Source organism: Bacillus sp. NEB1478 (assembly GCF_031582965.1).
In the GTDB taxonomy this organism is placed as follows: Bacteria; Bacillota; Bacilli; order Bacillales; family Fictibacillaceae; genus Fictibacillus.
Map to the genome: position 1 here is coordinate 871,696 of NZ_CP134049.1, position 23,960 is coordinate 895,655.

The window sequence follows — 23,960 nt, forward strand, 5'->3', positions numbered from 1 at the left end:
AGAAGCAGCCGCTCATTATGACGGCTGCTTTGTTTTTTTAATATTTTTAATGGCTTCCTTATATGACAATGGACTAAGTTCAACGTCGTGAACAAATTCCCATACCCAATCTGGATCTGTTTTTGCATACTCTCTTAATGCCCATCCGATTCCTTTTCGAATAAAGAAATCCCCGTCATATTTCGTTTCTTTAATAATGTGTGACAGCAATTCCTTATCCGTTTTATCTTTATATCCAAGCTGAAACAAAATAGCAGAACGCATGAGCCAAATGTTTTTCGAAGCAACCCACCGTTCGGTTACCGGATGAATTTCTTCAGGAAACTTCATAAAATAATAACCTGCTATATTTTTGGCGATATGATCAATCGTATCCCACCAGCTCTTCGTTACGATAATATGTTCAATCCAAGAAATATCTTCTTTTGTCATGTGTTTTTTTAATTTGTCTGCCAATGTTAATCCAGCATATTGCATCTCGCGCTCAGGCTGGTTCCATAATTGTTTCAAAACGCTACCTAGTTCATCGTGTGAAGGAAGTCCGTTTTCTTTTAGAAACTCTTTGAAACTTTCTTTCATGATTGGAGAACGGAGACCAAAAAATTCGAACTGATCGCGCATATATTTTTTCATGGGTTCTGCATCCTCTTTGTTTGCCCGTGCATGTAAAAATGACCATAAATCCTCTGTATACATAATATTCCATCCCCTTTTCATAAATTATACAAAAAGTTGTTAACAAACTGAAACTTTTTAGGAAACCATTCGTAAATTTACATATAAAACCAATATTGGAAATTATTCAAACGTCGACAAATTTTTACAAAAATTTCTATTTGTTTTTGTTATGGTTAAATTAATTCGACAAGGAGGTTCAGAAGAGAAAAAGTTCACTGGTTCTAAACAGTCTGCAGTATAGGAGATGTGAATATGGAACTGTTTGGGTATCCGCTGTCTAGCATCTATTTAGTTAGTTTTATAGCTTTTGGCTGCATCACATTTATTTATATTTTATTTGGCGACATGCTGCATGCTGTTGCACTGGATTTCTTGCATCCTTCACTCGTTTTGTCATTTTTTACGATTACTACAGCCTCAGGGTATTTATTGGAGATTATGACGAGTATTAACAGTGGATTCATTCTTGTATTCAGCAGCTTGCTCTCACTTCTTCTCGTTACGCTTCTGAACGTTTTTGTACTGATGCCGATCCGGACAGCCGAGGAGTCGCTTGGATATCACGATGAAGATCTAAAGGGGAGAGTTGGAACCGTTATTACATCGGTTCCGTCCGATGGATTTGGAGAAATTTTAATTGACGGCATCAGCGGAAGGATTTCGAAATCCGCAATAAGTATAGATAATAAGCCAATCCCACAAGGAATGAAAATTCTTATTATCGACATTCAAAAAGGCGTAGTTACTGTAATGCCGTATGAACAAGCAGTACAAACTTATATTCATTAAACAGGGGGAAATTAAATGTCATTTACACCGTTATTCATTGTAGTTGGTGTCGCCGTATTTTTAGTAGTTGCTCTTATCAGTGTTTTTATTACAAAATACCGTACAGCAAGCCCAGATGAAGCATTGATCGTTACAGGAAGTTTTTTAGGCAGCCGCAACGTCAATATTGATGAATCAGGTAATAAAATCAAGATCGTTCGCGGAGGCGGAACGTTCGTACTTCCTGTCTTCCAACAAGCAAAACCGCTAAGCTTATTGACAAGCAAATTGGATGTTCAAACTCCTGAAGTATATACGGAGCAAGGTGTTCCAGTAATGGCTGATGGAACAGCGATCATAAAAGTAGGAAGCTCAATCGGCGAAATTGCAACCGCAGCTGAGCAATTTTTAGGTAAATTAAAAGAAGACCGTGAAAACGAAGCACGCGAAGTATTGGAAGGTCATTTGCGTTCTATTCTAGGTTCGATGACGGTTGAAGAAATTTATAAGAATCGTGAAAAATTCTCACAAGAGGTTCAGCGTGTTGCCTCTCAAGACTTAGCAAAAATGGGCTTAGTAATTGTTTCATTTACGATTAAAGACCTGCGTGATAAAAACGGATACCTGGATGCACTAGGGAAACCGCGAATCGCACAAGTTAAGCGGGATGCTGATATGGCAATGGCAGAAGCGGAAAAAGAAACGCGCATCAAACGTGCTGAAGCAGATAAAGAAGCAAAACAATCAGAGTTAGGCCGTGCAACAGAAGTAGCTGAGGCTGAAAAAATGAATCAGCTGAAAGTTGCTGAATTCCGACGCGAGCAAGATGTCGCAAAAGCGCGTGCTGACCAAGCTTACCATTTAGAAGAAGCGATCTCTAAACAAGAAGTAACCGAACAGCAAATGCAAATCAAAATCATCGAACGTCAAAAGCAAATCGAATTAGAAGAAAAAGAAATTTTGCGCCGTGAAAAGCAGTATGATTCAGAAGTTAAGAAAAAAGCGGATGCAGACAGATACTCTGTTGAGCAAGCAGCTGAAGCAGAAAAACGTAAACAGCTGGCAGAAGCAGATGCTCATAAATATCGTGTAGAAGCAATGGCAAAAGCCGATGCTGAAAAAGTTCGTTTAGAAGGTCTTTCAAGAGCAGAAGCTGAGCGTGCAAAAGGGGAAACTGAAGCAGAAGTTATCCGTTTAAAAGGTCTCGCAGAGGCGGAAGCGAAACAGAAGATCGCTGAAGCATTCGAATTATACGGCCAGGCTGCCATGATGGATATGATGATCAAGATGCTTCCGGAATATGCGAAGCAAGTTGCGGCACCTTTATCGAACATTGATAAAATTACTGTCGTTGACACTGGCGGCGGTGGAGAAAACGGCGGAGCAAACCGCATTACTGGTTATGCAACGAACTTAATGTCATCCTTGCAAGAAACACTTAAAGCTTCTTCAGGCATCGACATGAAAGAATTACTTGAGAACTTCTCTGGAAAAGGGAACGTTCGCCAAAGCATTGACGACCTGCGTATCGAATTCTCGAAAAAAGAACCAAACGCACAGAATACGAAAGAAAAAAGTGAAGTAATCGTTTCTAAAGGAGAATAAAACAAGAAAGCTTACTCAAACGGCTTTGGAATCGCCGGGATGAGTAAGCTTTTTTTCTAAAAACTTTTCAATTTACGGATGTAAATTGAAAATACGCGCGCCATACGAGAAATACGCGCACCCACAGAGCGATCTGCTTTATTTCTGGTCTAACTTCTCTTCAACAGCTTGAAGCTTGCCTGCCATTGTTGATTTTTTATCTCTGCGGTCGTCGATACGGATGTTCGTGGCTACACGTTGAATGCCTTTTGTAAAGGGAACTTCATGAAGCTGCTGGATCACATCAAAAAGGTCAGGAAGCTCTCCTTCGATCAAGGTACTCATCGGAGTAAGCTGATAGTTCACTTTATCTTTGTTTTGCTGAAGCACCTTTTGCACTTCAGCTACATAAGAACTGACACTTGGGGTCTCAGTTCCTATTGGAATAATAGTAATGTCTACAATTGGCATAGTTTCATCTCCTATTCTTTTTTTATTGTAACAAACATAAATCCAATATCAAAAACATGAAGAAGGACAGATCAATGAAAATCAGGTTAGCAAATCAGAACGATATTCAGCAAGCAGTCAAGCTAGATCAAGAAATGATAGGCCATAATCTAAGAAAAAAACAAATCGAAAAAGGGGTTCATCAAGAAAGATGTCTAGTTATTCATGAACAATCAGAACTTGCCGGTTTCCTGATTTATCATACGGAATTTTTTGAATGCTGTTTTATTTCACTTTTAATGATTAAGCCTTCTTTTCAAAGAAAAGGTCTAGCAAAAGCACTTTTAATGAGCATGGAGAAGTTTTCACCTACTAAGAAAATTTTTTCATCTACCAATCAATCAAACGAAACTATGCATAGCGTTTTTAATAGATGCGGCTACAAGAAAAGCGGTTATATTGAAAATCTGGACGAAGGCGATCCTGAGACTATTTATTTCAAATCCATATAAGGAGATAATCAAATGGCAAAACTACAAAAGATCGATCAAGCTATCGATGAACTCTTTCGTTATCGAGAAATTGGGACAGATCCGGCATTTAGCCGCTTTATCCCTATGGTATATGACCCGATTCAATATCCATGGCGGGACCAATTTGAACCGGAATTTAATCAGTTGTTTAACGGGATAATGATAAAAGGTGTGGAAGAAGTAGGACGTGTATTTTTAGCCGTTTTCCCAACTGATGATGTTTTAACCCGCTTTATATCTGAAGGCGAAGCTGGTGATCTATTATTCATGCATCATCCACTCGTAATGGAATGCGGAGACCCAAGGGGGGAGTGGGGTAAAGGGTTTGTTCCTATCCAGCCTCACCTTATCCAGCAGATGAAAGAAAAGAGCTTATCTGTATTTACACTCCACGTTCCACTGGATTATTCGAGAACAATCAGCACAAGTGATGCAGTTGCTGAAGCGATAGGAGCAAAAGTCGTTTCTGAGTTTTTTAAAGAGGAGAAAGGAGCATGCGGTGTCATTTGCGAGATTCCTCCGATCTCAACCGAAGCGCTCATTGAAAAGTCAAAAGAAATCTTCGGAATCCCATATGCTGATGTTGAAGGACCGCAACATTCTGAAATTACGAAAATAGCAATTGCGGCAGGATGCGGTGACAAAGTGTATGCCATGAAAGATGCGGAAGATTTAGGTGCACAAGCTTACCTTACAGGTGAAGTTCATTGTCACATTGATAACGACTATGGCAGAAAAAAATACAAAGAAATGAAAGAGTATTTGAAGGAAACATCGATGAGTCTAATTGGTGTATCACATGCTGCATCAGAATACTTGGTGCATGCAACACAACTAAAGAAATGGTTTGAAGAACAATTTCAGATCCCCGTTTCGCTAATCCCGCAAGAAAAATGGTGGGTGTAACTTTAAGCTATTTTTAGTTTGCAAAACATTTGAACTGAAAGTAGGAATAAGAGTGAATATACGTCAAGCAGTCTTAGAGGATGCAGCAAGCATTGCAGAAGTTCAAGTGAAAAGCTGGCAAAGTTCATATAAAGGTCTTGTAAAGGAATGCTATTTGCAAAGCATGTCCATCTCGGAACGCACTGGTAGATGGAAGGATTGGATTTATGCAGATCCCACGCACCATGTATTAGTGCTTGAAGACAATAAAAAAGTGACAGGGTTTATTTCAGGAGGCAAAATACGCTCTGAACATCCGTATGATAGTGAAATATACGCTTTGTATTTGATAAAAGAAGTTCAGCGAAAAGGGTATGGCACCCTATTAATAAAAGCTTTTGCTGAAAAAATAAAGAACGAAGGCAAAGAAAGCATGGTCGTATGGGTGCTCGCTGATAATCCATCAAAACAGGTATACATATCATTAGGGGCTGAAAAAACGGATGAAGAGCTTATTACGATTGGTCAACAAGAGCTGTTAGAAGAATGTTATGCATGGTCAAAATTATCCTTTATTTAAATAGGTATCCGCCTCGTCCCATCTTGCATAAATTAAGTTAGGCTAATTTTGAAGCCAAATTATAATTTCCCCTTCCCAAATACCCTATATTATCGTTACAATGGTAGAAGGTGTAAAAACAGAAGTTGGTGACGAGATGCATGTTGACTTAATAAATATTATTTATCAATATAGCTATTTAGGGATATTCCTTTTACTTGCATTAGGGATTATTGGGCTTCCTGTTCCTGATGAAATTTTATTAGCTACAATCGGTTATTTTATTTTTACTGGAGATTTGCCGGTTGTTCCTGCTGTTTTGAGTGCTTTTTTGGGAGCGCTAACAGGAATTACGGGAAGCTATTATTTCGGCACGTTATGCGGAAGACCTTTATTGTATAAATTAGGACCTAAAATTGGCATATCAGAAGAAAAAATTAATAAAACTCAAAACTTTTTTAATAAATATGGCAAGAGTGCTTTGTTTTTAGGCTATTTTGTTCCAGGAGTCCGGCATTTAACCGCTTATTTTGCAGGTATGTATTCTTTATCTTTCAAGAAATTTGCGATTTATGCTTATTCAGGTGGGATCTTTTGGTGTACCACTTTTATTTTAATCGGCCATCAGCTTGCTGGCCGCTGGTATTATTTGATGGACACCATCCACAAAATTGGGATCTATGCTTTTCTTATACTTGCTGTTTGCGTCATTGCGTGGATTATTTTCAAACCGAAAAACAAAAGTTCCTATTCAAACAATTGGTATAAATAAAACGTTTCCCTCGGGAGACGTTTTTTGTTTTTAAATAACCAGATCTCCCATGTATATTTTCTCTCAAATGTACAAATTTTATAAGATGACAGTCAAAAAATAATTAAAGGAGTGTCATCGTAATGAAAAAGTTAATTATGGTAACGGCTACGGCTCTAATGCTTACTTCTGTTCTTGGAGCTTGCGGCATGAACAATAAAGGTAAAAACAACCTTGGTCAAGAATCCCGTAAAAACATGACGAATGTGAATTACGACAACCGTACAAATGACATGGGTTACAATAACATCAATAACCCAACGATCAATGAAAATACACGCATGGATGTAGCGGATGAAGCAGCTAAGAAAGTTACGGATTTAAAAGAAGTAGAAGATGCAACAGTTATTAATACAGATGAAAATGCATATGTTGCTGCGAAGCTTGAAGGCGGAGAAAGCATGAAGCTTACGAAAGAGACTGAGAAGAAAATTTCAGACGCAGTGAAAAGCGTAGACCCTGATATTAATGATGTGTTTGTATCCACAAACCCTGACTTTGGTGATCGAATGAGAGGCTATGCAGACGAAATCAATAAAGGTAATCCTGTTTCTGGTTTCTTCAAAGAATTTAACGATACTGTAAAAAGAATATTCCCGACACAACGTTAAGGTTAGAAAAAGAACCGTGGGTCTACCCCGGTTCTTTTTATGTTAAGATTTGTTAGAAAATTCATTATATCTGAATATTGACTCCAATCTTTAATCATGTTACAAATACATAAGTAAAATATAACTATTCGACAAAATTCGATTATGTTTATATAACAATGAAGCTTATCGTTACCACAGAGGAGGTACTATACAACATGAATAAAAGAACACTCTCAGTGGGATTGATGTTGTTTGCATTATTTTTTGGAGCAGGGAATTTAATTTTTCCGCCAGCACTTGGTCAAGCATCTGGTGATCTGGTTTGGAAATCTATGATCGGATTTTTTATAACAGGAGTAGGGCTTCCTTTATTAGGCGTTATTGCATTAGCACGCGCAGGCGGCGGACTTGAAAAGCTGACGGAACGGGTCAATCCTCTTTTCGGAGCTGGATTTGCTGTTGTTTTATATTTAGCAATCGGCCCGTTCTTTGGAATTCCGAGAACAGGTACAGTTGCGTTTGAAATGGCTGCTTTGCCTTTTTTACCGAGAGGATTTGAAGGCGGGCTGTCTCTTTTTCTGTTTACTGTTTTATTTTTTGCGGTTACGTATTGGCTAGCACTAAACCCTTCGAAGCTCGTTGACAGAATCGGGAACGTGTTAACACCGCTATTGCTGGCTATAATCGTTTCTATTTTAGTGAAAGCCATTTTTACACCGATTGGCAAGGCAGGCACTGCAACGCCTGAGTATTCAAGCAATCCCCTTGTAAAAGGATTTATGGACGGCTACTTAACAATGGATACATTAGGAGCGCTCGCTTTCGGGATCGTTGTCATTACAGCTGTAAAACAACCAGGTATGAAAAAAGAACAAATCACGAAAATGGTTGTTAAGGCAGGTATCATTGCCGCAGTTTGTTTAGCAAGTGTTTATGGCATACTAGCTTACCTTGGATCAACAAGCCAAGTTCTCGGCAAAACAGAAAATGGCGGACAAATTTTAACAAACATTGTTTACCAATTGTTTGGACAGCCAGGAAATATATTGCTTGGCTTAGCTGTTGCGCTAGCTTGTTTAACAACTTCTGTAGGGTTGGTAACAGCGAGCGGAGAATTTGCATCAAAAATGTTTCCAAAACTTCCGTACAACCGTGTTATTTTGATTTTATCCATCTTTAGTGCCGGTGTTGCTAATCTAGGATTAAGTCAATTGATCAAAGTGTCAGTTCCAGTGCTTACGACGATTTATCCAATTGCGATTGTACTCATCTTGTTATCGTTCTTCCATAATGTATTTTCTGGCCGTAAAGAAGTATATATCTGCTCAATTATCGCGACAGCTCTCATATCGATTGCTGATGGTTTAAAAGCATTTGGCTTGGACCTAGGAGCTCTTGAAAAGGTTTATTCTTTCATTCCGCTTTATACTGAAGGCATCGGCTGGCTGATCCCAGCATTGATCGGTACAGCAGCAGGATTTATTATCGCACTCATAAAAGGAAGAATCGTTATTTTTTCAACCTAATCATTTAGGAATGTGACTCAAAGGGCTTGCCGCCTTTTGAGTCTTTTTATTCGTTGCAGGATGTCGAAATGTGTAGAAAGACTTAATTTTTTAAAATCAGACTCAATTCATACCAAATTAGACTCAATCATTTCGAATCAGACTCAATTCATACCAAAACAGACTCAATTTTTTAAAATTAGACCCAATAAAGAAAATCCGGATACATGATAATCATTATTCTAGATATTAATAATGCTCATTTTTACTAAAAATAAGTCTTAAAAGCTAAAAAACCGGTTCTTGATAAGTGTGTAATCACACTAGCTCTAGAACCAGTCTTATCTGATATTAAGCCATAAGAGGCATGTTTTCTTTCAATTTCACCGCTACATTTCTTGCAATCCAAACACCGCATGCACTTGCTTGAGCAAGTCCTCTTGTAATTCCTGCACCATCTCCGCCTACATAAAGACCGTTGATTTCGGATTCGAACTGATCATCCAGCTTCGGTCGTGCGGAATAGAATTTTGCCTCAACTCCGTAAAACAATGTGTGCTCTGATGCGATACCTGGTGTAACTTTATCGAGTGCTTCGGTCATTTCAATCAAACTTTTCATCGTATTATATGGCAGAACCAGACCGAGATCACCAGGTACAGCTTCTTTAAGTGTAGGGCGCAAAAACCCCTCTTTAATACGCTTATCAGTAGAACGTCTGCCTTTTAGGATGTCGCCGTATTTTTGCACGACAAGTCCGCCCATTGAAAGCTGGTTGGCAAGCTTGGAAACTTCATGTGCATATTCAGTAGGCTGATCAAAAGGTTCTGCAAATTGGTGAGACACAAGAAGAGCGAAGTTTGTGTTTTCACTGCCAAGCTTAGGATCTTTGTAAGCATGGCCGTTTGCGAGCATGATGCCTGAATGGTTTTCTACAACAACATGGCCAGCAGGGTTGCTGCAGAAGGTTCTTACTTTTGTCCCGACGGAAGTATTGAAAACAAATTTACCTTCGTACAAATGTTTATTGATTTCTTCCATCACGATATTTGATGTTTCCACACGAACACCGATATCTACTTGATTTGCGGTCATTTTAATTCGGCGTTTCTTTAATATTTTCGTTAGCCATGAAGATCCGTCACGACCAGGAACGATGACTATCTTTTCGGCAGTAATGGAAGTACCGTCTTTTAACAAAATTCCTTTTGCAGCATGACCTTGTTCTGTACGTTCAGTTATCAGATCTTCAACTTCAGCTTTATATTTCATATCTATTTTTGTTTTCAAATGCTCATAAATTCTTTTAAGGATTTGCAGATTTTGTTCTGTTCCGAGGTGGCGGACTTGTGCGCGTAAAAGTTTTAGTCCAGCAGCGTATCCGCGTTTCTCGATATCTTTTACCTCGGGTGTCAAAGGATCTGTAATCGAATCAGTTGCTCCATGTTCCAAGTTGATTTCATCGACATATTTAATCAATTCAACGACTTTTTCTTCTGAAAGATAATCTGTCATCCATCCGCCGAATTCACTCGTAATATTAAATTTTCCGTCTGAATATGCACCTGCACCGCCAAAACCATTTGTAATGGAACAAGCGGGAAGGCAGCCTGCAAATTCTTTTCTTCCTGCTGCAGGAGGGCATTTTTGAATTTTCTTTTCCAATATTGGACAAGACCGGGCATAAATATCATGGCCTTTATCTATCAATAAAACTTGAGCATCTGGAAGCTGTCTCGTTAATTCATAGCTCGTAAAAATACCAGCAGGTCCTGCACCAACAACAATAACGTCATAATGGGTATTCATAATGTCCCCCTTGGAAGCGTAATCGAACTTATTTTCTTTCTCCATTGGTAAATATAACAAAAAAACAATTGAATTTCAATAAAAATACGAACGTTTAAACAAAAAATATAATTAATAATTCGTGTTTTATTACCTCGTGAAAAAGCCTTAAGCACAAAAAGTTCATTGCTTAAGGCGTTTATCGTTCGATATTTGTGATTTTCCAGCCTTCTGTCATTGATTTTCTTTCTAGCAAAAAGGAATAGGTTAAGTTGTGTTTTCCGTTTTCATCAAAACTGTTAATTTTTGCTATTATTTCTGTTCTTATGATCGGTGGGTACCGCTGACTCTTATTCTTTATTTCATATTGCATACTCGTTATACCTTTGAATAGGTCTTTGATTCTTTCGTCATGCTGCATCTGCACGGTTAGTGATGGTCTCGCAATTTTATAATCTTGCTGCTTCATGCCAACAAGAAACATGGAAACGACTTCTTTGGCACTTGCTCCTGATGCATATCTTTCGAGTTGTCCACCGGCCTTTAAAATCATGAGCTGATGAGAAGGGTCAACATTTCGTGAACGGTGAGTAGAGCTGCCAAGGAAATGAATGCAAAAATGTCCTGGAAAACCATTCGGTAAAGCCCCACTCCCATGGGGCATTCCATGCATGCTGGCTGCGAGCATTCTTCCGTTTACAGGAATGAGAATAGCACGCCGATTCCAGCTCCATTTACCGTTGTACAAGTGCTTTAAAACGGCAGTGTCGTCCTTTGTTAATGGCTGGACATCAGCATGCCGATTACCAGCTCTTCTTTGAACGTTAAAATAGAAGCCTGTTTCAAGATCAATGACTTTAAAAGTAGAGCCTTTTGGAAGAAGTTCTTTTACTTCATTCCATTTTAGAATCTCTCCCTTTTTTGCAATAGGGAAATAAGTTAAAGGTTCTTTCGCAAGTGATGGTTGCTGGGACAAGAAAAGAAAACAAATAGTGAGTACTGCCACAATAGCTGATTTCTTTAGCATTTAAATCCTCGATTCCGTGTTTTCTCTTCCTTAATATGGTTTTAAATTGAAGTTTTTATCCGTGAAATTAAAAAGTCTGAATGAAATGAAAGAGGTCATTCGTCAAAATAATTAAGAAAGAGGGGGAGACAAAATGAAAGTTGTAAAAAAGCTGATCATACAGCTTGTTCTAACGATTATTTCTATTATATTAATTAGCGGACTGCCGGACTTGCTTATGAAAAAGGACTTTTCTTCTTATATAGAAAAAGTGAAAGAAGTTTTTGTGCAAGTTATCCATTTCAACAAAATGACTTATTTTAACCAGGGAAAAGAAAGGATGTTCTTTCCGGATATTATTGAGCCCTATTTATATTCATTGACGATCTTGTTTGTGTCTTTAATCATCGCCTTTTGTCTGGCACAGCTTTTAACTTGGGGCACATCCATGCTTCCTCAATTTATGAGAAGAGGAATCAAAAACTTTCTCACCTTTCTCGAGTCAATGCCTGATCTTTTAGTTTTTGCAATCGCACAAATGATCATCGTTTATGTTTATAAGCATACTGGGGTACTTCTTTCCAATGTAGCATCACTTGGGGAAGAACGAATTTATGCCGTTCCGATTATTTGCTTAATGATCTTGCCGTTTGTTTATTTTTATAAAATGATGGTCTTGCTAACAGAGGATGAAATGGAAAAACCCTATGTGGAGATGGGAATCGCAAAAGGGATGAAGAGGCTTTACGTGTTAATTGTCCATGTAACGAGAAATACGAGTGAAGGTATTTTTCACTTTTCAAAATCAGTTCTTTGGTTTATGATTTCCAACCTGCTGCTAGTAGAAATTATCTTTAACATTCATGGCATCACCCATTATATGTATCATGATTTCAGGCCGGTAATGCTCGCGGCATGTTTAATATTACTCGTCATTCCTTTCTTTCTTGTCTATTCCTTGCTCGAATGGATCGTTTTAAGATTTTCGAAAAGAGGTGAGATAGTATGATCAGGAATTTTAAATTTTGGCTAGGATTTTTCATTATTGCAGGTTTGATTACAGCTAGTTTTATCCATGAAATCTTCTATGACAGCCATATAAAGCAAGTTACTAATTTGTATGATGATACAGGTGAATTGATTGATTCTGCCCCATTTGAGCCATCACTCATGTTTCCCCTCGGATCGGATATGTTTGGGTATGATATTTCTATGAAAGTTTTACAAGGTGCAAAATATACGCTGATCAGTGTAATTGTAATTGGTTTTTTGAGAGTTTTTGCAGGATTGCTCGTTGCCATACCCGTTACATTTTATCTGTCAGAGAGAGTAAGAAATGGACTTGAGCAGTTATTAAATGCTTTTTATTTTATTCCGCTTACCATCATCGCCATTTTTATTTTGTCACCGATTTTAACAGAACAGCTCAAATTACCTGAGAAGAAAGAGTATTTTATTTATTCATTTACCGAGAGGGTAGGGCTGGAGATCTTTATTTTGACGATATTGGTTGTACCGTTATTAAGTTCTCTGATCGGAAACATGCTCGCATCAACGCTAAAAGAAGATTTTATCGAAGGCGCGAAAGTATTAGGAGCGAGTCGCTGGAGAATCTTTCGGAAGCATGTGATGCCGCATCTGCTGCCAAAGCTTATCATCGTATGGTGTCAGCAATGCGTGCAAGTACTGATCATCTTCGCGCATCTGGGTTATTTTAAACTCTTTTTCGGTGGTACTGATGTTGACTATAATCCAATGATGGCAGATCCGCCAACATCCATATCGAATGAATGGTCGGGTCTAGTCGGCGATTATTATAACCTCATTATGGCGAAACCGTTTATTGCATTAGGTCCCATTATTATGTTTGCCATTGCGATCTACGCTTTTCAGCTTCTAGGGGAAGGGTTTGGCGCGTATTTGAAAACGAGAAATGCCGTTCGTGTTAAAAAGAAAAGGGTATTTGAAGATGGCAGGAATAAAGCCATGAATTTTAAATTAAAATTTACATTCCTCCAAAATAGAGGGGCATAAAAAACACCACTTCTCTCATACTGCCATAGTATGTAATATCCTGTGCAGACAGGGGGGAGAGAATTGATTTTTATTAATGGGTATTCAGTCGAACCTGCTCAAATTCCTGGCTTTAACCAGCTTACTGCTGCCCAAAAACAAATTGGACGAAGGCTAGGTGAATCAAGAGAATCTTTCTATTATACAAGTCCACATCAGTTTTTGTTTGAAACAGTCGTGCGCGCAAACACTGTTTCTGCTGCAAATGCTTTACGCGATAGCGGTGCTGGTTTTGCCACGTTTGTTAATGCCCGCTGTAACCCAGCATATTGGAGACGTACAGCATATGGCGGTTTTTCACTTCGGCCGGATGTTCGTCCATCTGATGCCGTCACAGACATTTTTATAAACGGCAAAAAATATGGATTTGAATGTACGACCGCGATCATGATCATGTTATACAAAGCGGTTCTAGAAAGTATCGGGTCGAGGATGTTTAATCAACTGTTTAATGGCTTGCTTCTCTACAGTACGGAACACGACGAAGATATGCAGATTACAGCATATCCCTCCGGTTCTTCAATACCTGGCGATGTAAGATATATTAAAAATCCGGAACATGATCCTAGAACTCCGCAATGGCAAGGCGAAAACGTGATCGATCTTGGGAACGGTTCTGTATTCGGCCATGGTATCGGTACGGGGACATATTCAGAAATTATTGATGTGCTGAACAAAAAGAGATTTCCTGGCGCAACGGTATCTGCTTATCTTATTCCGGAGATTATTCGTCCGAATTACCGGCTTATGTCAGAATACACCCGTCATCCTATACGGCGGCTGCTCGGAGGAGTCATGTAAAGATAACTTGGCTCACCCAAAGCTTCCTGCGTCAGCCTTAGCTGTACGTATGCTAGCGGCTTAAAGCAGTCGCTAACTGAGTCATGTTTAAATTTATAGTACTTATTGTGCAAAAAAGACGCAGAGAAAAGGATCTCTGCGTCTTTTAATGTTTAGTAAATATATGGTCTAGGGTTAATTGCGTTTGATTTAGCTTGGTTCCATTCTCCACGATGCAATTCGAAGTGCAAGTGCTGACCAAAAGAATGACCTGTATTACCTTGGTAGCCTAGCAGCTGACCTTGAGAAACGGTTTGGCCGGAGCTTACGGTTCTCATTGTCATATGTGCGTAGACTGTTGTATATAATTGTCCATTAATATATGAACTAAGGAATACAACATTTCCGTAACTAGATGATTTGTAAGATCTAGAAACAGTACCGGAAGCTGAAGCTACAACTGGAACATTGCTGCCGTGTTTTGAAATATCCATACCCTCGTGCATACCCATGCTTCTGTTTCCGAATTCAGAAGTTACAATTCCTTGTGTAGGCTTTATGAAATCGCGATGCCCGCTATAAGAAGGAGCAGGAGCGGGTTCTGGTCGTGGTGCTGGTGATGAACTAGAATTACTGCTCTTGGCTCTTGCAGCTGCTTCTGCTTCTGCCTTTGCTTTCGCTGCAGCAGCGGCCGCAGCAGCTTCGCGTTTTTTACGTTCTTCTTCTTCGCGTTTTGCACGAGCAATTTCTGCTTTGATCGTTGCTTCTTGGGCAGCTAATAGTTCATTTTGTTCTTGAAGATTCATCATATCTTCATGAATATGATTCTCTTCTTCTTTTAAACTAGCAAGCAATGTATCTTTTTGTTTCTTTTGGCTGTTTAATTGCTGATTAAGTCCTTCTAATTCCTTTAATTCCTGGCTGAGGGAAGTAAGTTCACTTTCCACTTTTCCTTTTTTCTCTTCTACTGCCATTTTATCTTTTCTATGTTCTTCAAGAATTGTTTTATCTTGTTCAGCGATCACATTAAGAGCGAATACACGCTCAATAAAATCACCGAAATCTTTAGAACCTAATAAAACATCTAGATAAGAAACGGCTCCACCGCTTTCATACATCGAAGTAACTCGTTCTTTAAGCAGTTTGTCTCGCTCAGCAATTCTCTTTTCAAGAACGCTGATTTCTTTTTTTAGATTTTCGATATTCGCTTTTGTTTGTTCAATTGATCGTTGTTTGTTGTTAATATCTTGTGCAGTTTTCTGGATAGAACTTTGTAACGCTTCAATCTGTTCTAGTGTCGTATCTTGTTGACCGTGGTTTTCGTTAAGTTCATTTTCTTTCTTGTTTTGATCTGATTTATTTTGTTCTTGCTTTTGTTTTATTTCTGACAATGATTCCGCCGAAGCAGAGTAAGTAGTATATGTTTGAAATGCTAGGCTAAGAGATAATGTAGCCATGACAAGCTTACGTTTCAAAATGGTACTCCTCCTTAAAAGTGTAAATGTTACCAATTTCACAGTACAAAAAAGATTATAACATTGTTTTTACGTCAATTATCGCGAAATAATATTACATTTATATTTCAAATTATTACAATAAAAAACACAATTCGACTGCCAGAAGGGAATAAATGTATTTTAATGGAATTAAAGTGGTATATTTAGATTAGTAGATTAACAAAAAAAAGTAGGTTATTGAATATAAGAAATATTACATGAAAAATAAGTGAATCATTTTTTTATCATCAACCGTCTAAAAATTGAATAGGTAAGAGTGGAAGGAGGAGAGGACTTGAAACACTTTTCAAAAATGAATGTTCATGAAACGGAATGGAAGAATCTTTCGCAAGATGAATGGCTCATTCAAATTATGGACCTTTATCAGGATAAGGTAATAAAGCTGGCTTATACGTATGTCAAAGACCGTAAACTGGCAGAAGATTTGGCTCAAGAAGTGTTTGTAAAATGCTTTATACATAAAGAAGGATTCCGAAATGAGTCCTCTGTAAAAACATGGGTTTATGCCATAACCATCAATCTTTGTAAGGACTATTTAAGAAGTGGCTGGAAAAAATATATTCAAGTCATCGATCGGTTTGGAAAGTCAAAACATTCCTCATCCTTATCACCTGAACTTACAATCGTGCAGAAAAGTGAGCATGAAGCATTGGCTGATGAAGTGCTGAAACTCCCATTGAAATATAGAGAGGTTATCCTTTTGTATTATTTTAAAGAACTTTCCGTCCAGGAAATTAGTGAAGTTCTTTATAAAAAAGAACCGACAATCCGGACTCTGCTTCAGCGGGGACGAGAGATGCTAAAACGAAAACTGGAAAAGAGGTGATGAAACATGGAAGATCCATTAAAACAACTGCCGGAAATATTGAATCATGGACGCCTTAAATCCATTACTTTTAAAGAAGAACACAGGCAGCAAGTTCTCCAAAAGGCAAGGGATCTCCATAGACCGCCTGCGCCTAAAAGCTGGTTTTACCACTGGTTTCATCAAAGTTTGAGTTTAGCTCTCGGGGTTGCATGCATCATTATATTTGTTCAATTCATTCAGGATTTCCCGAAGACTTCAAATAAAGATATTGAGAAAGCTGCAGAAGAGGCTCTAGAAGTTCCATATGCAAATCATGCAATTTTAACAAAAGTAAGACACGATATGAGGCTTCAGCATAATATCCAAAGCACGGTAGCGAGTCAGAGCGGTGATACGTTAACTGTATATCTCGTTTATCCAGATGATTTATCAGCGAATGAACAGTTCGCTTTAACAAAAACTTATTTAAAAGAAGTATCGCATCTTACTTTAAATGAGCCCTATGGAGCACAAAGTTATTTGGGCGAGCTCTGGAATTATGTTAATGTAAAAGTCTATACGACAACATCAAATGATCAGAGCCTGGCAGCAAGATTAAATATTGCACTCAATTATGACTGGGTAGGCACGATTGACTCACAGAATGGAAAACTAAAGTGGGAAAAAATTTCAGATGATGTTCCTTATGAAAAAGGAATTTTGAATTAAGTATAGAAAATAGGCAGGAAACCAACATAGCGGAGAGAGTCATATGAAACATACACAACTTACCTTCTTTACAAGTGTAGGAGCACAAAAACCAAATAGCATACGGAACAAAGAAACTCCATGTCCATTTTGCCGCATTGATCAGTTAGAAGAAGTGCTTGATCAAGAGGGATCGATCATTCTTGTGAAAAACAAATACACGGTGCTCGATCATGCATTTCAAACCGTTTTAATAGAGACGGATGAATGTGAAGGAGAGTTGTCATCTTATTCCAAAGAACATTTATACAGACTTCTGAATTTTGGTTTGAAGCATTGGCATCAGATGATGAATAGCGGAAATTACCGGTCGGTTATGTTTTTTAAAAACCATGGACCATTATCAGGCGGGACGATTCGCCATCCGCATATGCAGATTATCGGACTAAATGAAGTGGATTGCCTGCATAATTTTTCAGAAAGCCAATTTGAAGGAATTCCAATATTGGAAGCAGCCGGAGTAAGGTTTACCGTTTCCACTGAGCCACGAGTAGGGTTTTATGAACTGAATGTCGTCTGGGAAAATGATGCTGAACTTTCACTGTTTGCAGATTGTATTCAAAATGCCGCCCATTTTATACTTCATCATTTTAGCAAGAACAGCACAAGTTATAATTTGTTCTTCTATCAAAAGCATGAAAAAACGTATTGCAAAATTATGCCTCGTTATATTACATCACCGCTCTATATGGGGTACGGTGTACAGCAAGTAGCAAATAACGTGGATATGATTGCGCAAAAAATCAGAGATATCTATTATTCATAACGTGAAAAAAAGCTGGCTCATTATTCTTGAGCCAGCTTTTTATAGTTTTCAAATAAAGATTCCATCGCAAAAATGATAAGCGGGTGTGTTTCTTCTATTGTACGGTTTATTTCAAGACGTTCTGTCCATTGATGTGCGTCCTTTCCCATGGGACCAATGTTTAATACAGGAACATCAAGCGCTCTCATATCTTCGAACGGGACATGATAGCGTGATCCCAGCAAAGGGAAATTGGCTGTAAAAGAAGATAGGTCTTGAGCTTCCCCTTTAAAACATACATAGCTTAAATCGGAAAGACCGCTAAAATAATGAACTTGATTTACATTGTTTTTAAAATGATTCTTAGTATGGTCGATCACTTGATCTGTTGTCATTTGAATCAAAGGGTGGTCACTCGAACAAACAGCAGGATAAAATGGCGGCGTGTAGAACAGAACCGTCATGGGTGCTAAATCCTTACAGATGCTTGCCAGCTCATAGACATATTGAATCGTAAGTTCCCTTTCATCCGCATTCGGATTGCTGGACTGCAGCATGTTTTCACGCCGGTCGAGTTCTTCTTGTCCGTACTTTTCTACCGCATGTTCATAAAGCTCATTAAACGTAATGACATTGATTTTCTCTTTTTTCGGTGTGAACGGAACTATTTTAGAGAATGACTGACTCCTTTTATAAAGGTGGTCTTCTAAGCGATTTGCCGCCTGCTGTGCACTTTTAAAAAGCATATCGGTAATTTCAGCTAAAGGTCTGTTAAACATCATAATGTTAAATAGAGTTACAGCTGCATGTGGAATTTGAACCGAGTAATGGTCTTTTAAATCTTTTTGGATGAGATTAGTAGGGACTGGAGTTGCTTCATCACCAAACTTCTCACAATAATTGATATTCCATTCTAACTCTTGTGTAATCTCGGCGACCATAGCATTTGCGTTCAAGCCTGCAAAAGGCTCGCCAACATGTGTCTCTTTACCGAAACATAAAAAGCCAGGTAAAATCTTTCCGGTTGAGCCGGTATACATATAGTGAGAGGTGTCACCAGGGTATTTGGTAAAGCTAGGCTCTCCATTTAAGCACGTAATGTAATGAATACCGTACTCTTCCTGCAACTGTCTTAAAACACTGACCCCGGCAAGCATTCCTGCTGAATGAACTTCTTCATCGGGAACAGAGATCATGAGAACATTGCCCTTAAAATGTCCTGTTGCTGCTTTTTCAATCATTGATAAATGAAGAGCTACTCCGGCTTTCATATCCATGGTACCGCGGCCGAACAGCCACTCTCCGTTTTTAATATCTTCTTGCACGAAAGGGTGCAGTAAATCTATATTGGCATTTATTTTTTCGGTTAATTCATCGGGTCGGAATGCTAAGTGCTTCCACTCTCCAAAGTCTTCTACAGGTACAACATCAAAGTGGCTTAACAGAATAATAGTCTCTTTAACAGAAGGATCATTCTGCACAAATGCTGTAACAAGCTTCCTCCCGTCAGGAGTTGGATGATGCCGTACATGCTCAGGGTGCTCCGTGAAATAATCCAGTGATGAGAGGATGTGATAAAGATGCTCAGCCATCAGCATTTCACCATTTTGGTGTGTGATACTTGGGATGGAAACGAGGTCTTTTACTAGATTTGTATAACCCTCTTTGGTTTGCCATTTAAACATATGTATCCCTCCTAGTTGTCCGCTTTTGATACTATACGATTCTTTCCCGTTAATTCCTCTTTTTAAAGATGGCTCTTTTCGTAAATATCCTGCTATTTGGTAGATTTGTACTTCAGGATGTTGCTATCCGCGGGGTGGGCAGTGAGAGTCCACAGCGCATTTTAGAAGACAGTTTTTTAAATGTAATGGAATGTATTGACAGTCATGAAGAATGCGTGATATAAGTGTATTATATTAATTAGTACAATTAATACATAAAGGGGTGTTCACATGATTTCTGTAAAAAATTTATCTTATGCCTTTAAGATAGGGAAAAAAGGAAAAGAAAATATTGTCCCTGTGCTTCACGATATAAACCTGCATGTTGCACAAGGCGAAATTGTTGCAGTCGTAGGAAGAAGCGGCTCTGGAAAATCGACCCTATTAAACTTGATTTCTGGATTTATTCAGCCGGAGGTCGGTTCTATTCAAATAGATGGCACGAAAGTAAGCGGGCTTTCAGAATCGAAGTGGGCAGAGTTTCGCCTGAATCACCTAGGCTTCATCTTTCAGAGTTTTCAATTAATCCCTTCCATGACAGCATTTGAAAATGTTGAATTTCCACTTGTCTTACAAGGAATAGGAGAAAAAGAACGAAAAGAAAGAACGATCGAGATGCTAAAGCGCGTTGGACTGGAATCTTATCAAACTCATTACCCAGGAGAACTTTCAGGCGGACAGCAGCAGCGTGTCAGTATTGCGCGAGCGCTTATTTTGAACCCTCCTTTAATTTTGGCAGATGAACCAACAGGCAGTCTGGATTCAGAAAATGAAAAAGAACTTTTAGCGTTTATAAAAGAGCTGAATAGAAAATACGGAATTACTTTTTTAATGATCACTCATGATCATGAAGTGGCTTCGATCGCACATCGAAAAGTAGAAATCGTTGATGGTTACTTACAAGAAGGGAGAAAACTTCATGAAGTTCAAAGATAAACATCGATTTGTAAGAAGCAATATGAAGAAAAATAAAACCCGTGTATGGATGACGATTATAGCTTCCACAATCGGCTGTGCCTTTCTAATTATGCTCGCCTCAGTCGGATTTGCTGTACATAAATCAGCAATTGACAGTGTCATGGAGTTTAGAATGGTTAACGAAATTACGGTTAATAAAGAAGATGGACAGATGAATGAAAATGATGTTAAAAAGCTTGAGAAAATTAAAGATGTTAAAGCTGTTACGCGCAAAAAATATACCCCGGCCGACCGTCTATCAATTGAAGACTATCAAATCATGACAAGTGTCATGAGTGCACATATGCCTTCAGAAAAGAAAGCAGGATTCGAACTAGCTGAAGGAAGAATGCCTGCAAGTAAAAATGAAGTCGTTGTTGGTTATCAGTTTGCGCAGGAATTAAAAAAGACTCCACCTAAAGATTTTGCGAAGGGTCTTAGTGAGAAAGAAACTCAAAAAAAGCTAAAAGAGTACTCCTATAAAGGAGATATTTTAAACCAAACACTTACTTATCATTTGAAGAGCCAGGACAGCGAAACGAAGTCATCAACTCCTGAAAAGACACTTGTAGTTAAAGTAGTCGGGATCGGCAAAAAACCGACAAAAGAATGGGTAAGCGATAACACAGTTTTTATTACTGATGATCTGCACAATGAAGTTATCTCCCTATTAGGCACAGAGGGAGCAGAATCCGGATCAGCCGAGGAAGTTAAGTCTTATGATGAGGTAAAAGTTTATACATCAACAGCAGAAGATGTGAAAGAAGTCACAGATAAAATTGAAAAAATGGATTACCAAACGTATTCCATTATCAAAGAATTAAAGGAGATGAACGTTTACTTCACGCTCTTTAAAGCAGGGCTAATCTTGATTGGTGCTATTGCTGTTTTAATCGCCTCGATCGGTATTTTTAATACGATGACAATGGCAGTAACCGAGCGCTCACAAGACATTGGAATTATGAAAGCAATCGGAGCGACCCCAAAAACAATTAAAAGAATCTTTCTTTTGGAAAGCGGTTATATCGGTTTGTGGGGAGTTGCCCTCGGTACGATCTTGGCTTATATCATAAGTTACAGTGTAAACTTCGTATTCCCGATTATTATTGAACAGTTCATGCACGAAACAGCACCTGAAGGATTCATGCTTTCTTACATTCCATGGAGTTTAACAGTAATATCCGTTACGATCTGTATGGGAGTCACACTGCTGTCCGGCTGGAGACCAGCAGCTAAGGCGACAACTGTTGATGTATTAATGGCTCTTCGCAGAGACGTGTAAATAAGTTAATTGATAAGCATCGAATCTCTGCGTCAACTTAGGGTCTGTGGTACTCACGTATGAAGAATACGATCCGTGTCCTCGACCCGTTGTTTCCTTGACCTTCTTGCTTCTGAATTAACTTTTATGGAAGGTTGATAAGCATCGAATCTCTGCGTCAACTACTGTGCTCCTGCGGTTACTCGTCGCAACTCGAAGTTTTGGGGCAAGATTTGCTCGTTGGTACTCACGTGTGAAAATTTTTGCTCGGTTGAACGATATAATGAAAAATCTGGATTTAAGTTGAAAAACTGTATGCAAAACATCCTTTCACAAACGGTAGAACCTGATTTTCTTCGTGAGAAAAACACAATCAGGTTATGAAAACCTAAATTAAACAAAATGGATATCTATCAAGCAAAAATAAGAGCTTATCAAACAAAAATGGATATCTATCAAACAAAAATAAGAGTCTTTCAAACAAAAACGGAGTTTCTTCAAACAAAAATTTATCTATAAAAATTTAATGTCCGTCTTGAAAAGACACACCCGTATATTCCCGCCGAGAGGCTAGTCCTAAGGTATACATTACTTTGGCACCAAGCCTCTTTACCAAAATCCAAACAGGAAAGCAACTGATACAAATCGAATTGTTTTGTAAAAGGGGTGTCGCAATAATGAATCAGAAACAAATCATCGCCATGGGCGGGGGCGGCTTTTCGATGGAACCCGAAAATAAAAGGCTCGATCGCTATATCCTTTCACAAAGTCGTGCTGAAAAACCGCATATTTGCTTTATACCAACAGCAAGTGGTGACTCAAAGGACTATATTGATCGATTTTATAAAGCGTTCGAAAATGAACACTGTACACCAAACCATATCTCGTTGTTCTCACCGCCACTTCATTTGGAAGAGTTCATTAAGAAACAGGATATCTTTTACGTAGGTGGAGGCAATACAAAGAACCTCCTTGCGTTGTGGAGAGAATGGGAGCTAGATTCGTTATTAAAAGAAGCGTATGAAGACGGAAAAATTTTAGCGGGATTAAGCGCAGGCTCTCTTTGCTGGTTTGAAGAAGGGGTAACGGATTCATTTGGACCTCTGCGTGGCATTGAATGTTTAGGATGGCTGCCCGGAAGTCATTGTCCTCATTATGATGGGGAAGAAGAGCGAAGACCAGCATATCAGAAACTGATTAAAGAAGGGTTAAAAGCTGGATTTGCTGCAGATGATGGTGCAGCACTGCATTTTATCGACGGAAAATTATTGAAATCGGTAAGTTCCAGCGAAAATGCGAAAGCCTACTATGTCCATTTGGTTGAAGGGAAAGTTGTTGAAAGCATGCTGGATACTCAATTTTTAAAATAATTGGTTGAACTTTTGCAGAAGAAATGACCCTACCCTCAGACAAGTTTTCTTCAAAAAGAGGTTTAAACTCCCGATGATTGGGCGGAGAATATACCATCAAATCATCAGGAGGTTTTATTTTTGAAAAAGTGGCTGCACATTATATTTATCATTTTGCTTGCGTTAGCTCTTTCGGCTTGCGGAAACAAGAGCAAGCATAAAGATCATGAAATGAAGGAATCAAAAGCTGCATCTAGCAAAGCTAGAACAGGAACTGTTGTTGTAAATTTAATCAATACGAATGGCGACAAAGCTGGGGAAGCCACGTTAACTCAAACAGCTGATGGGGTTAAAATTGGAGTGAACGCCACTGGTGTAAAACCGGGGAAACACGGCATACATTTTCATGAAAAAGCCATATGTACCCCTCCGGATTTTAAATCTTCTGGAAGTCATTTTAACGTAACGAATAAACAGCATGGTTTTTTAAATCCAAAAGGGCCACATGTCGGCGATATTGAGAATATAACAGCCAACAAAAGCGGTGTCATACATGGAGAAGTAATCTCTGCAATGGTAACGCTTGAAGCAGGTAAGTCGAATTCACTTTACAACAACGGCGGTACCGCACTTGTGATACACGATCAAGAAGATGATTACAAAACAGATCCTGCAGGGAATTCTGGAGACAGAGTACTCTGTGGAGTTATTAAGAAATAAAAAAGACGCTGGCGCGATGTCAATCTATGACATTTTAGCCAGCTTTTTTTATTTCACTTACCTGCTTATAAAGCCCGCCGTTTTATATGCGAAAGCTGTTTGCAGCAGTAATCTTACCA

General features: G+C 38.7%; 24 protein-coding genes. 18 read left to right on the forward strand and 6 right to left on the reverse strand.

Features of this window, described 5'->3' with window-relative positions; genetic code table 11:
* Positions 1-15 precede the first annotated feature (15 nt).
* On the reverse strand, positions 16-696 hold the full coding sequence (locus RGB74_RS04100) for a DNA alkylation repair protein (RefSeq protein WP_310761724.1): 681 nt from the start codon (positions 694-696) through the stop codon (positions 16-18).
* A 234-nt stretch (positions 697-930) separates the two neighbouring features.
* Here RGB74_RS04100 and RGB74_RS04105 point away from each other — a divergent pair, with 234 nt between their 5' ends.
* Together RGB74_RS04105 and RGB74_RS04110 are read left to right on the forward strand one after the other, a co-directional pair.
* Positions 931-1,467 (forward strand): NfeD family protein, encoded by a 537-nt coding sequence (locus tag RGB74_RS04105; protein ID WP_310761725.1) that lies wholly within the window; start codon positions 931-933, stop codon positions 1,465-1,467.
* A 15-nt stretch (positions 1,468-1,482) separates the two neighbouring features.
* A complete protein-coding gene (locus RGB74_RS04110) occupies positions 1,483-3,051 on the forward strand; it encodes a flotillin lipid rafts scaffold protein FloT (RefSeq protein WP_310761726.1) in 1,569 nt (522 codons plus the stop codon).
* Between the two features lie 138 nt (positions 3,052-3,189).
* On the opposite strand, the gene RGB74_RS04115 is transcribed toward RGB74_RS04110, so the two are convergent.
* Entirely contained in the window at positions 3,190-3,501 is a 312-nt protein-coding gene (locus tag RGB74_RS04115) for an MTH1187 family thiamine-binding protein (protein WP_310761727.1), read from the reverse strand.
* Positions 3,502-3,575: 74 nt separating this feature from the next.
* On the opposite strand from RGB74_RS04115, the gene RGB74_RS04120 reads away from it, so the two are divergent.
* The 6 genes from RGB74_RS04120 (at position 3,576) to brnQ (ending at position 8,387) form a co-directional block, all read left to right on the forward strand.
* Positions 3,576-3,992 (forward strand): GNAT family N-acetyltransferase, encoded by a 417-nt coding sequence (locus tag RGB74_RS04120; RefSeq protein WP_310761728.1) that lies wholly within the window; start codon positions 3,576-3,578, stop codon positions 3,990-3,992.
* Positions 3,993-4,004: 12 nt separating this feature from the next.
* Positions 4,005-4,919, forward strand: a complete 915-nt coding sequence (locus tag RGB74_RS04125; protein WP_310761729.1) for a Nif3-like dinuclear metal center hexameric protein — start codon at positions 4,005-4,007, stop codon at positions 4,917-4,919.
* Positions 4,920-4,971: 52 nt separating this feature from the next.
* A complete protein-coding gene (locus RGB74_RS04130; RefSeq protein WP_310761730.1) occupies positions 4,972-5,478 on the forward strand; it encodes a GNAT family N-acetyltransferase in 507 nt (168 codons plus the stop codon).
* Between the two features lie 100 nt (positions 5,479-5,578).
* Positions 5,579-6,229 (forward strand): DedA family protein, encoded by a 651-nt coding sequence (locus RGB74_RS04135; protein ID WP_310761731.1) that lies wholly within the window; start codon positions 5,579-5,581, stop codon positions 6,227-6,229.
* 122 nt (positions 6,230-6,351) lie between these two features.
* Entirely contained in the window at positions 6,352-6,879 is a 528-nt protein-coding gene (locus tag RGB74_RS04140; RefSeq protein WP_310761732.1) for a YhcN/YlaJ family sporulation lipoprotein, read from the forward strand.
* A 197-nt stretch (positions 6,880-7,076) separates the two neighbouring features.
* Positions 7,077-8,387, forward strand: coding sequence for a branched-chain amino acid transport system II carrier protein (gene brnQ, locus RGB74_RS04145; protein ID WP_310761733.1), 1,311 nt, complete (start codon positions 7,077-7,079; stop codon positions 8,385-8,387).
* Positions 8,388-8,717: 330 nt separating this feature from the next.
* Here the strand turns inward: brnQ and RGB74_RS04150 are convergent, their stop codons facing one another.
* Both RGB74_RS04150 and RGB74_RS04155 read right to left on the reverse strand, forming a co-directional pair.
* Complete coding sequence (locus RGB74_RS04150) at positions 8,718-10,175, reverse strand: NAD(P)/FAD-dependent oxidoreductase (RefSeq protein ID WP_310761734.1); 1,458 nt, start codon at positions 10,173-10,175, stop codon at positions 8,718-8,720.
* Between the two features lie 178 nt (positions 10,176-10,353).
* Positions 10,354-11,181, reverse strand: a complete 828-nt coding sequence (locus tag RGB74_RS04155; RefSeq protein ID WP_310761735.1) for a hypothetical protein — start codon at positions 11,179-11,181, stop codon at positions 10,354-10,356.
* 133 nt (positions 11,182-11,314) lie between these two features.
* Here RGB74_RS04155 and RGB74_RS04160 point away from each other — a divergent pair, with 133 nt between their 5' ends.
* From RGB74_RS04160 to RGB74_RS04170, 3 genes are all read left to right on the forward strand, one after another.
* Positions 11,315-12,169 (forward strand): ABC transporter permease subunit, encoded by an 855-nt coding sequence (locus RGB74_RS04160; RefSeq protein ID WP_310761736.1) that lies wholly within the window; start codon positions 11,315-11,317, stop codon positions 12,167-12,169.
* Positions 12,166-13,194: an ABC transporter permease gene (locus RGB74_RS04165; protein WP_310761737.1), complete on the forward strand. Its 1,029-nt coding sequence runs from the start codon at positions 12,166-12,168 to the stop codon at positions 13,192-13,194. The genes RGB74_RS04160 and RGB74_RS04165 overlap by 4 nt, the downstream gene beginning before the upstream one ends.
* 63 nt (positions 13,195-13,257) lie before the next feature.
* Entirely contained in the window at positions 13,258-14,034 is a 777-nt protein-coding gene (locus RGB74_RS04170) for a protein-glutamine gamma-glutamyltransferase (protein WP_310761738.1), read from the forward strand.
* Between the two features lie 152 nt (positions 14,035-14,186).
* Here the strand turns inward: RGB74_RS04170 and RGB74_RS04175 are convergent, their stop codons facing one another.
* Positions 14,187-15,488 (reverse strand): murein hydrolase activator EnvC family protein, encoded by a 1,302-nt coding sequence (locus RGB74_RS04175; protein WP_310761739.1) that lies wholly within the window; start codon positions 15,486-15,488, stop codon positions 14,187-14,189.
* A 316-nt stretch (positions 15,489-15,804) separates the two neighbouring features.
* On the opposite strand from RGB74_RS04175, the gene RGB74_RS04180 reads away from it, so the two are divergent.
* From RGB74_RS04180 to RGB74_RS04190, 3 genes are read left to right on the forward strand one after another with little or no spacing between them, the layout of a single operon-like run.
* Positions 15,805-16,356, forward strand: coding sequence for a sigma-70 family RNA polymerase sigma factor (locus RGB74_RS04180; protein WP_310761740.1), 552 nt, complete (start codon positions 15,805-15,807; stop codon positions 16,354-16,356).
* A gap of 6 nt (positions 16,357-16,362) precedes the next feature.
* Complete coding sequence (locus tag RGB74_RS04185) at positions 16,363-17,046, forward strand: hypothetical protein (protein ID WP_310761741.1); 684 nt, start codon at positions 16,363-16,365, stop codon at positions 17,044-17,046.
* A 43-nt stretch (positions 17,047-17,089) separates the two neighbouring features.
* Positions 17,090-17,851, forward strand: coding sequence for a DUF4931 domain-containing protein (locus RGB74_RS04190; RefSeq protein WP_310761742.1), 762 nt, complete (start codon positions 17,090-17,092; stop codon positions 17,849-17,851).
* Between the two features lie 20 nt (positions 17,852-17,871).
* Here the strand turns inward: RGB74_RS04190 and RGB74_RS04195 are convergent, their stop codons facing one another.
* Positions 17,872-19,515: a M20/M25/M40 family metallo-hydrolase gene (locus RGB74_RS04195; protein WP_310761743.1), complete on the reverse strand. Its 1,644-nt coding sequence runs from the start codon at positions 19,513-19,515 to the stop codon at positions 17,872-17,874.
* A gap of 270 nt (positions 19,516-19,785) precedes the next feature.
* Between RGB74_RS04195 and RGB74_RS04200 the strand changes: the two genes are divergently transcribed.
* The 4 genes from RGB74_RS04200 (at position 19,786) to RGB74_RS04215 (ending at position 23,841) form a co-directional block, all read left to right on the forward strand.
* Positions 19,786-20,490 (forward strand): ABC transporter ATP-binding protein, encoded by a 705-nt coding sequence (locus tag RGB74_RS04200; RefSeq protein ID WP_310761744.1) that lies wholly within the window; start codon positions 19,786-19,788, stop codon positions 20,488-20,490.
* A complete protein-coding gene (locus RGB74_RS04205) occupies positions 20,474-21,793 on the forward strand; it encodes an ABC transporter permease (RefSeq protein ID WP_310761745.1) in 1,320 nt (439 codons plus the stop codon). Before RGB74_RS04200 ends, RGB74_RS04205 begins: the two co-directional genes overlap by 17 nt.
* Positions 21,794-22,449: 656 nt before the next feature.
* Positions 22,450-23,142 (forward strand): Type 1 glutamine amidotransferase-like domain-containing protein, encoded by a 693-nt coding sequence (locus tag RGB74_RS04210; RefSeq protein WP_310761746.1) that lies wholly within the window; start codon positions 22,450-22,452, stop codon positions 23,140-23,142.
* Between the two features lie 120 nt (positions 23,143-23,262).
* The gene (locus RGB74_RS04215) at positions 23,263-23,841 is read left to right on the forward strand and encodes a superoxide dismutase family protein (protein ID WP_310761747.1); all 579 of its coding nucleotides are present in this window, start codon (positions 23,263-23,265) and stop codon (positions 23,839-23,841) included.
* Positions 23,842-23,960: the final 119 nt, after the last annotated feature.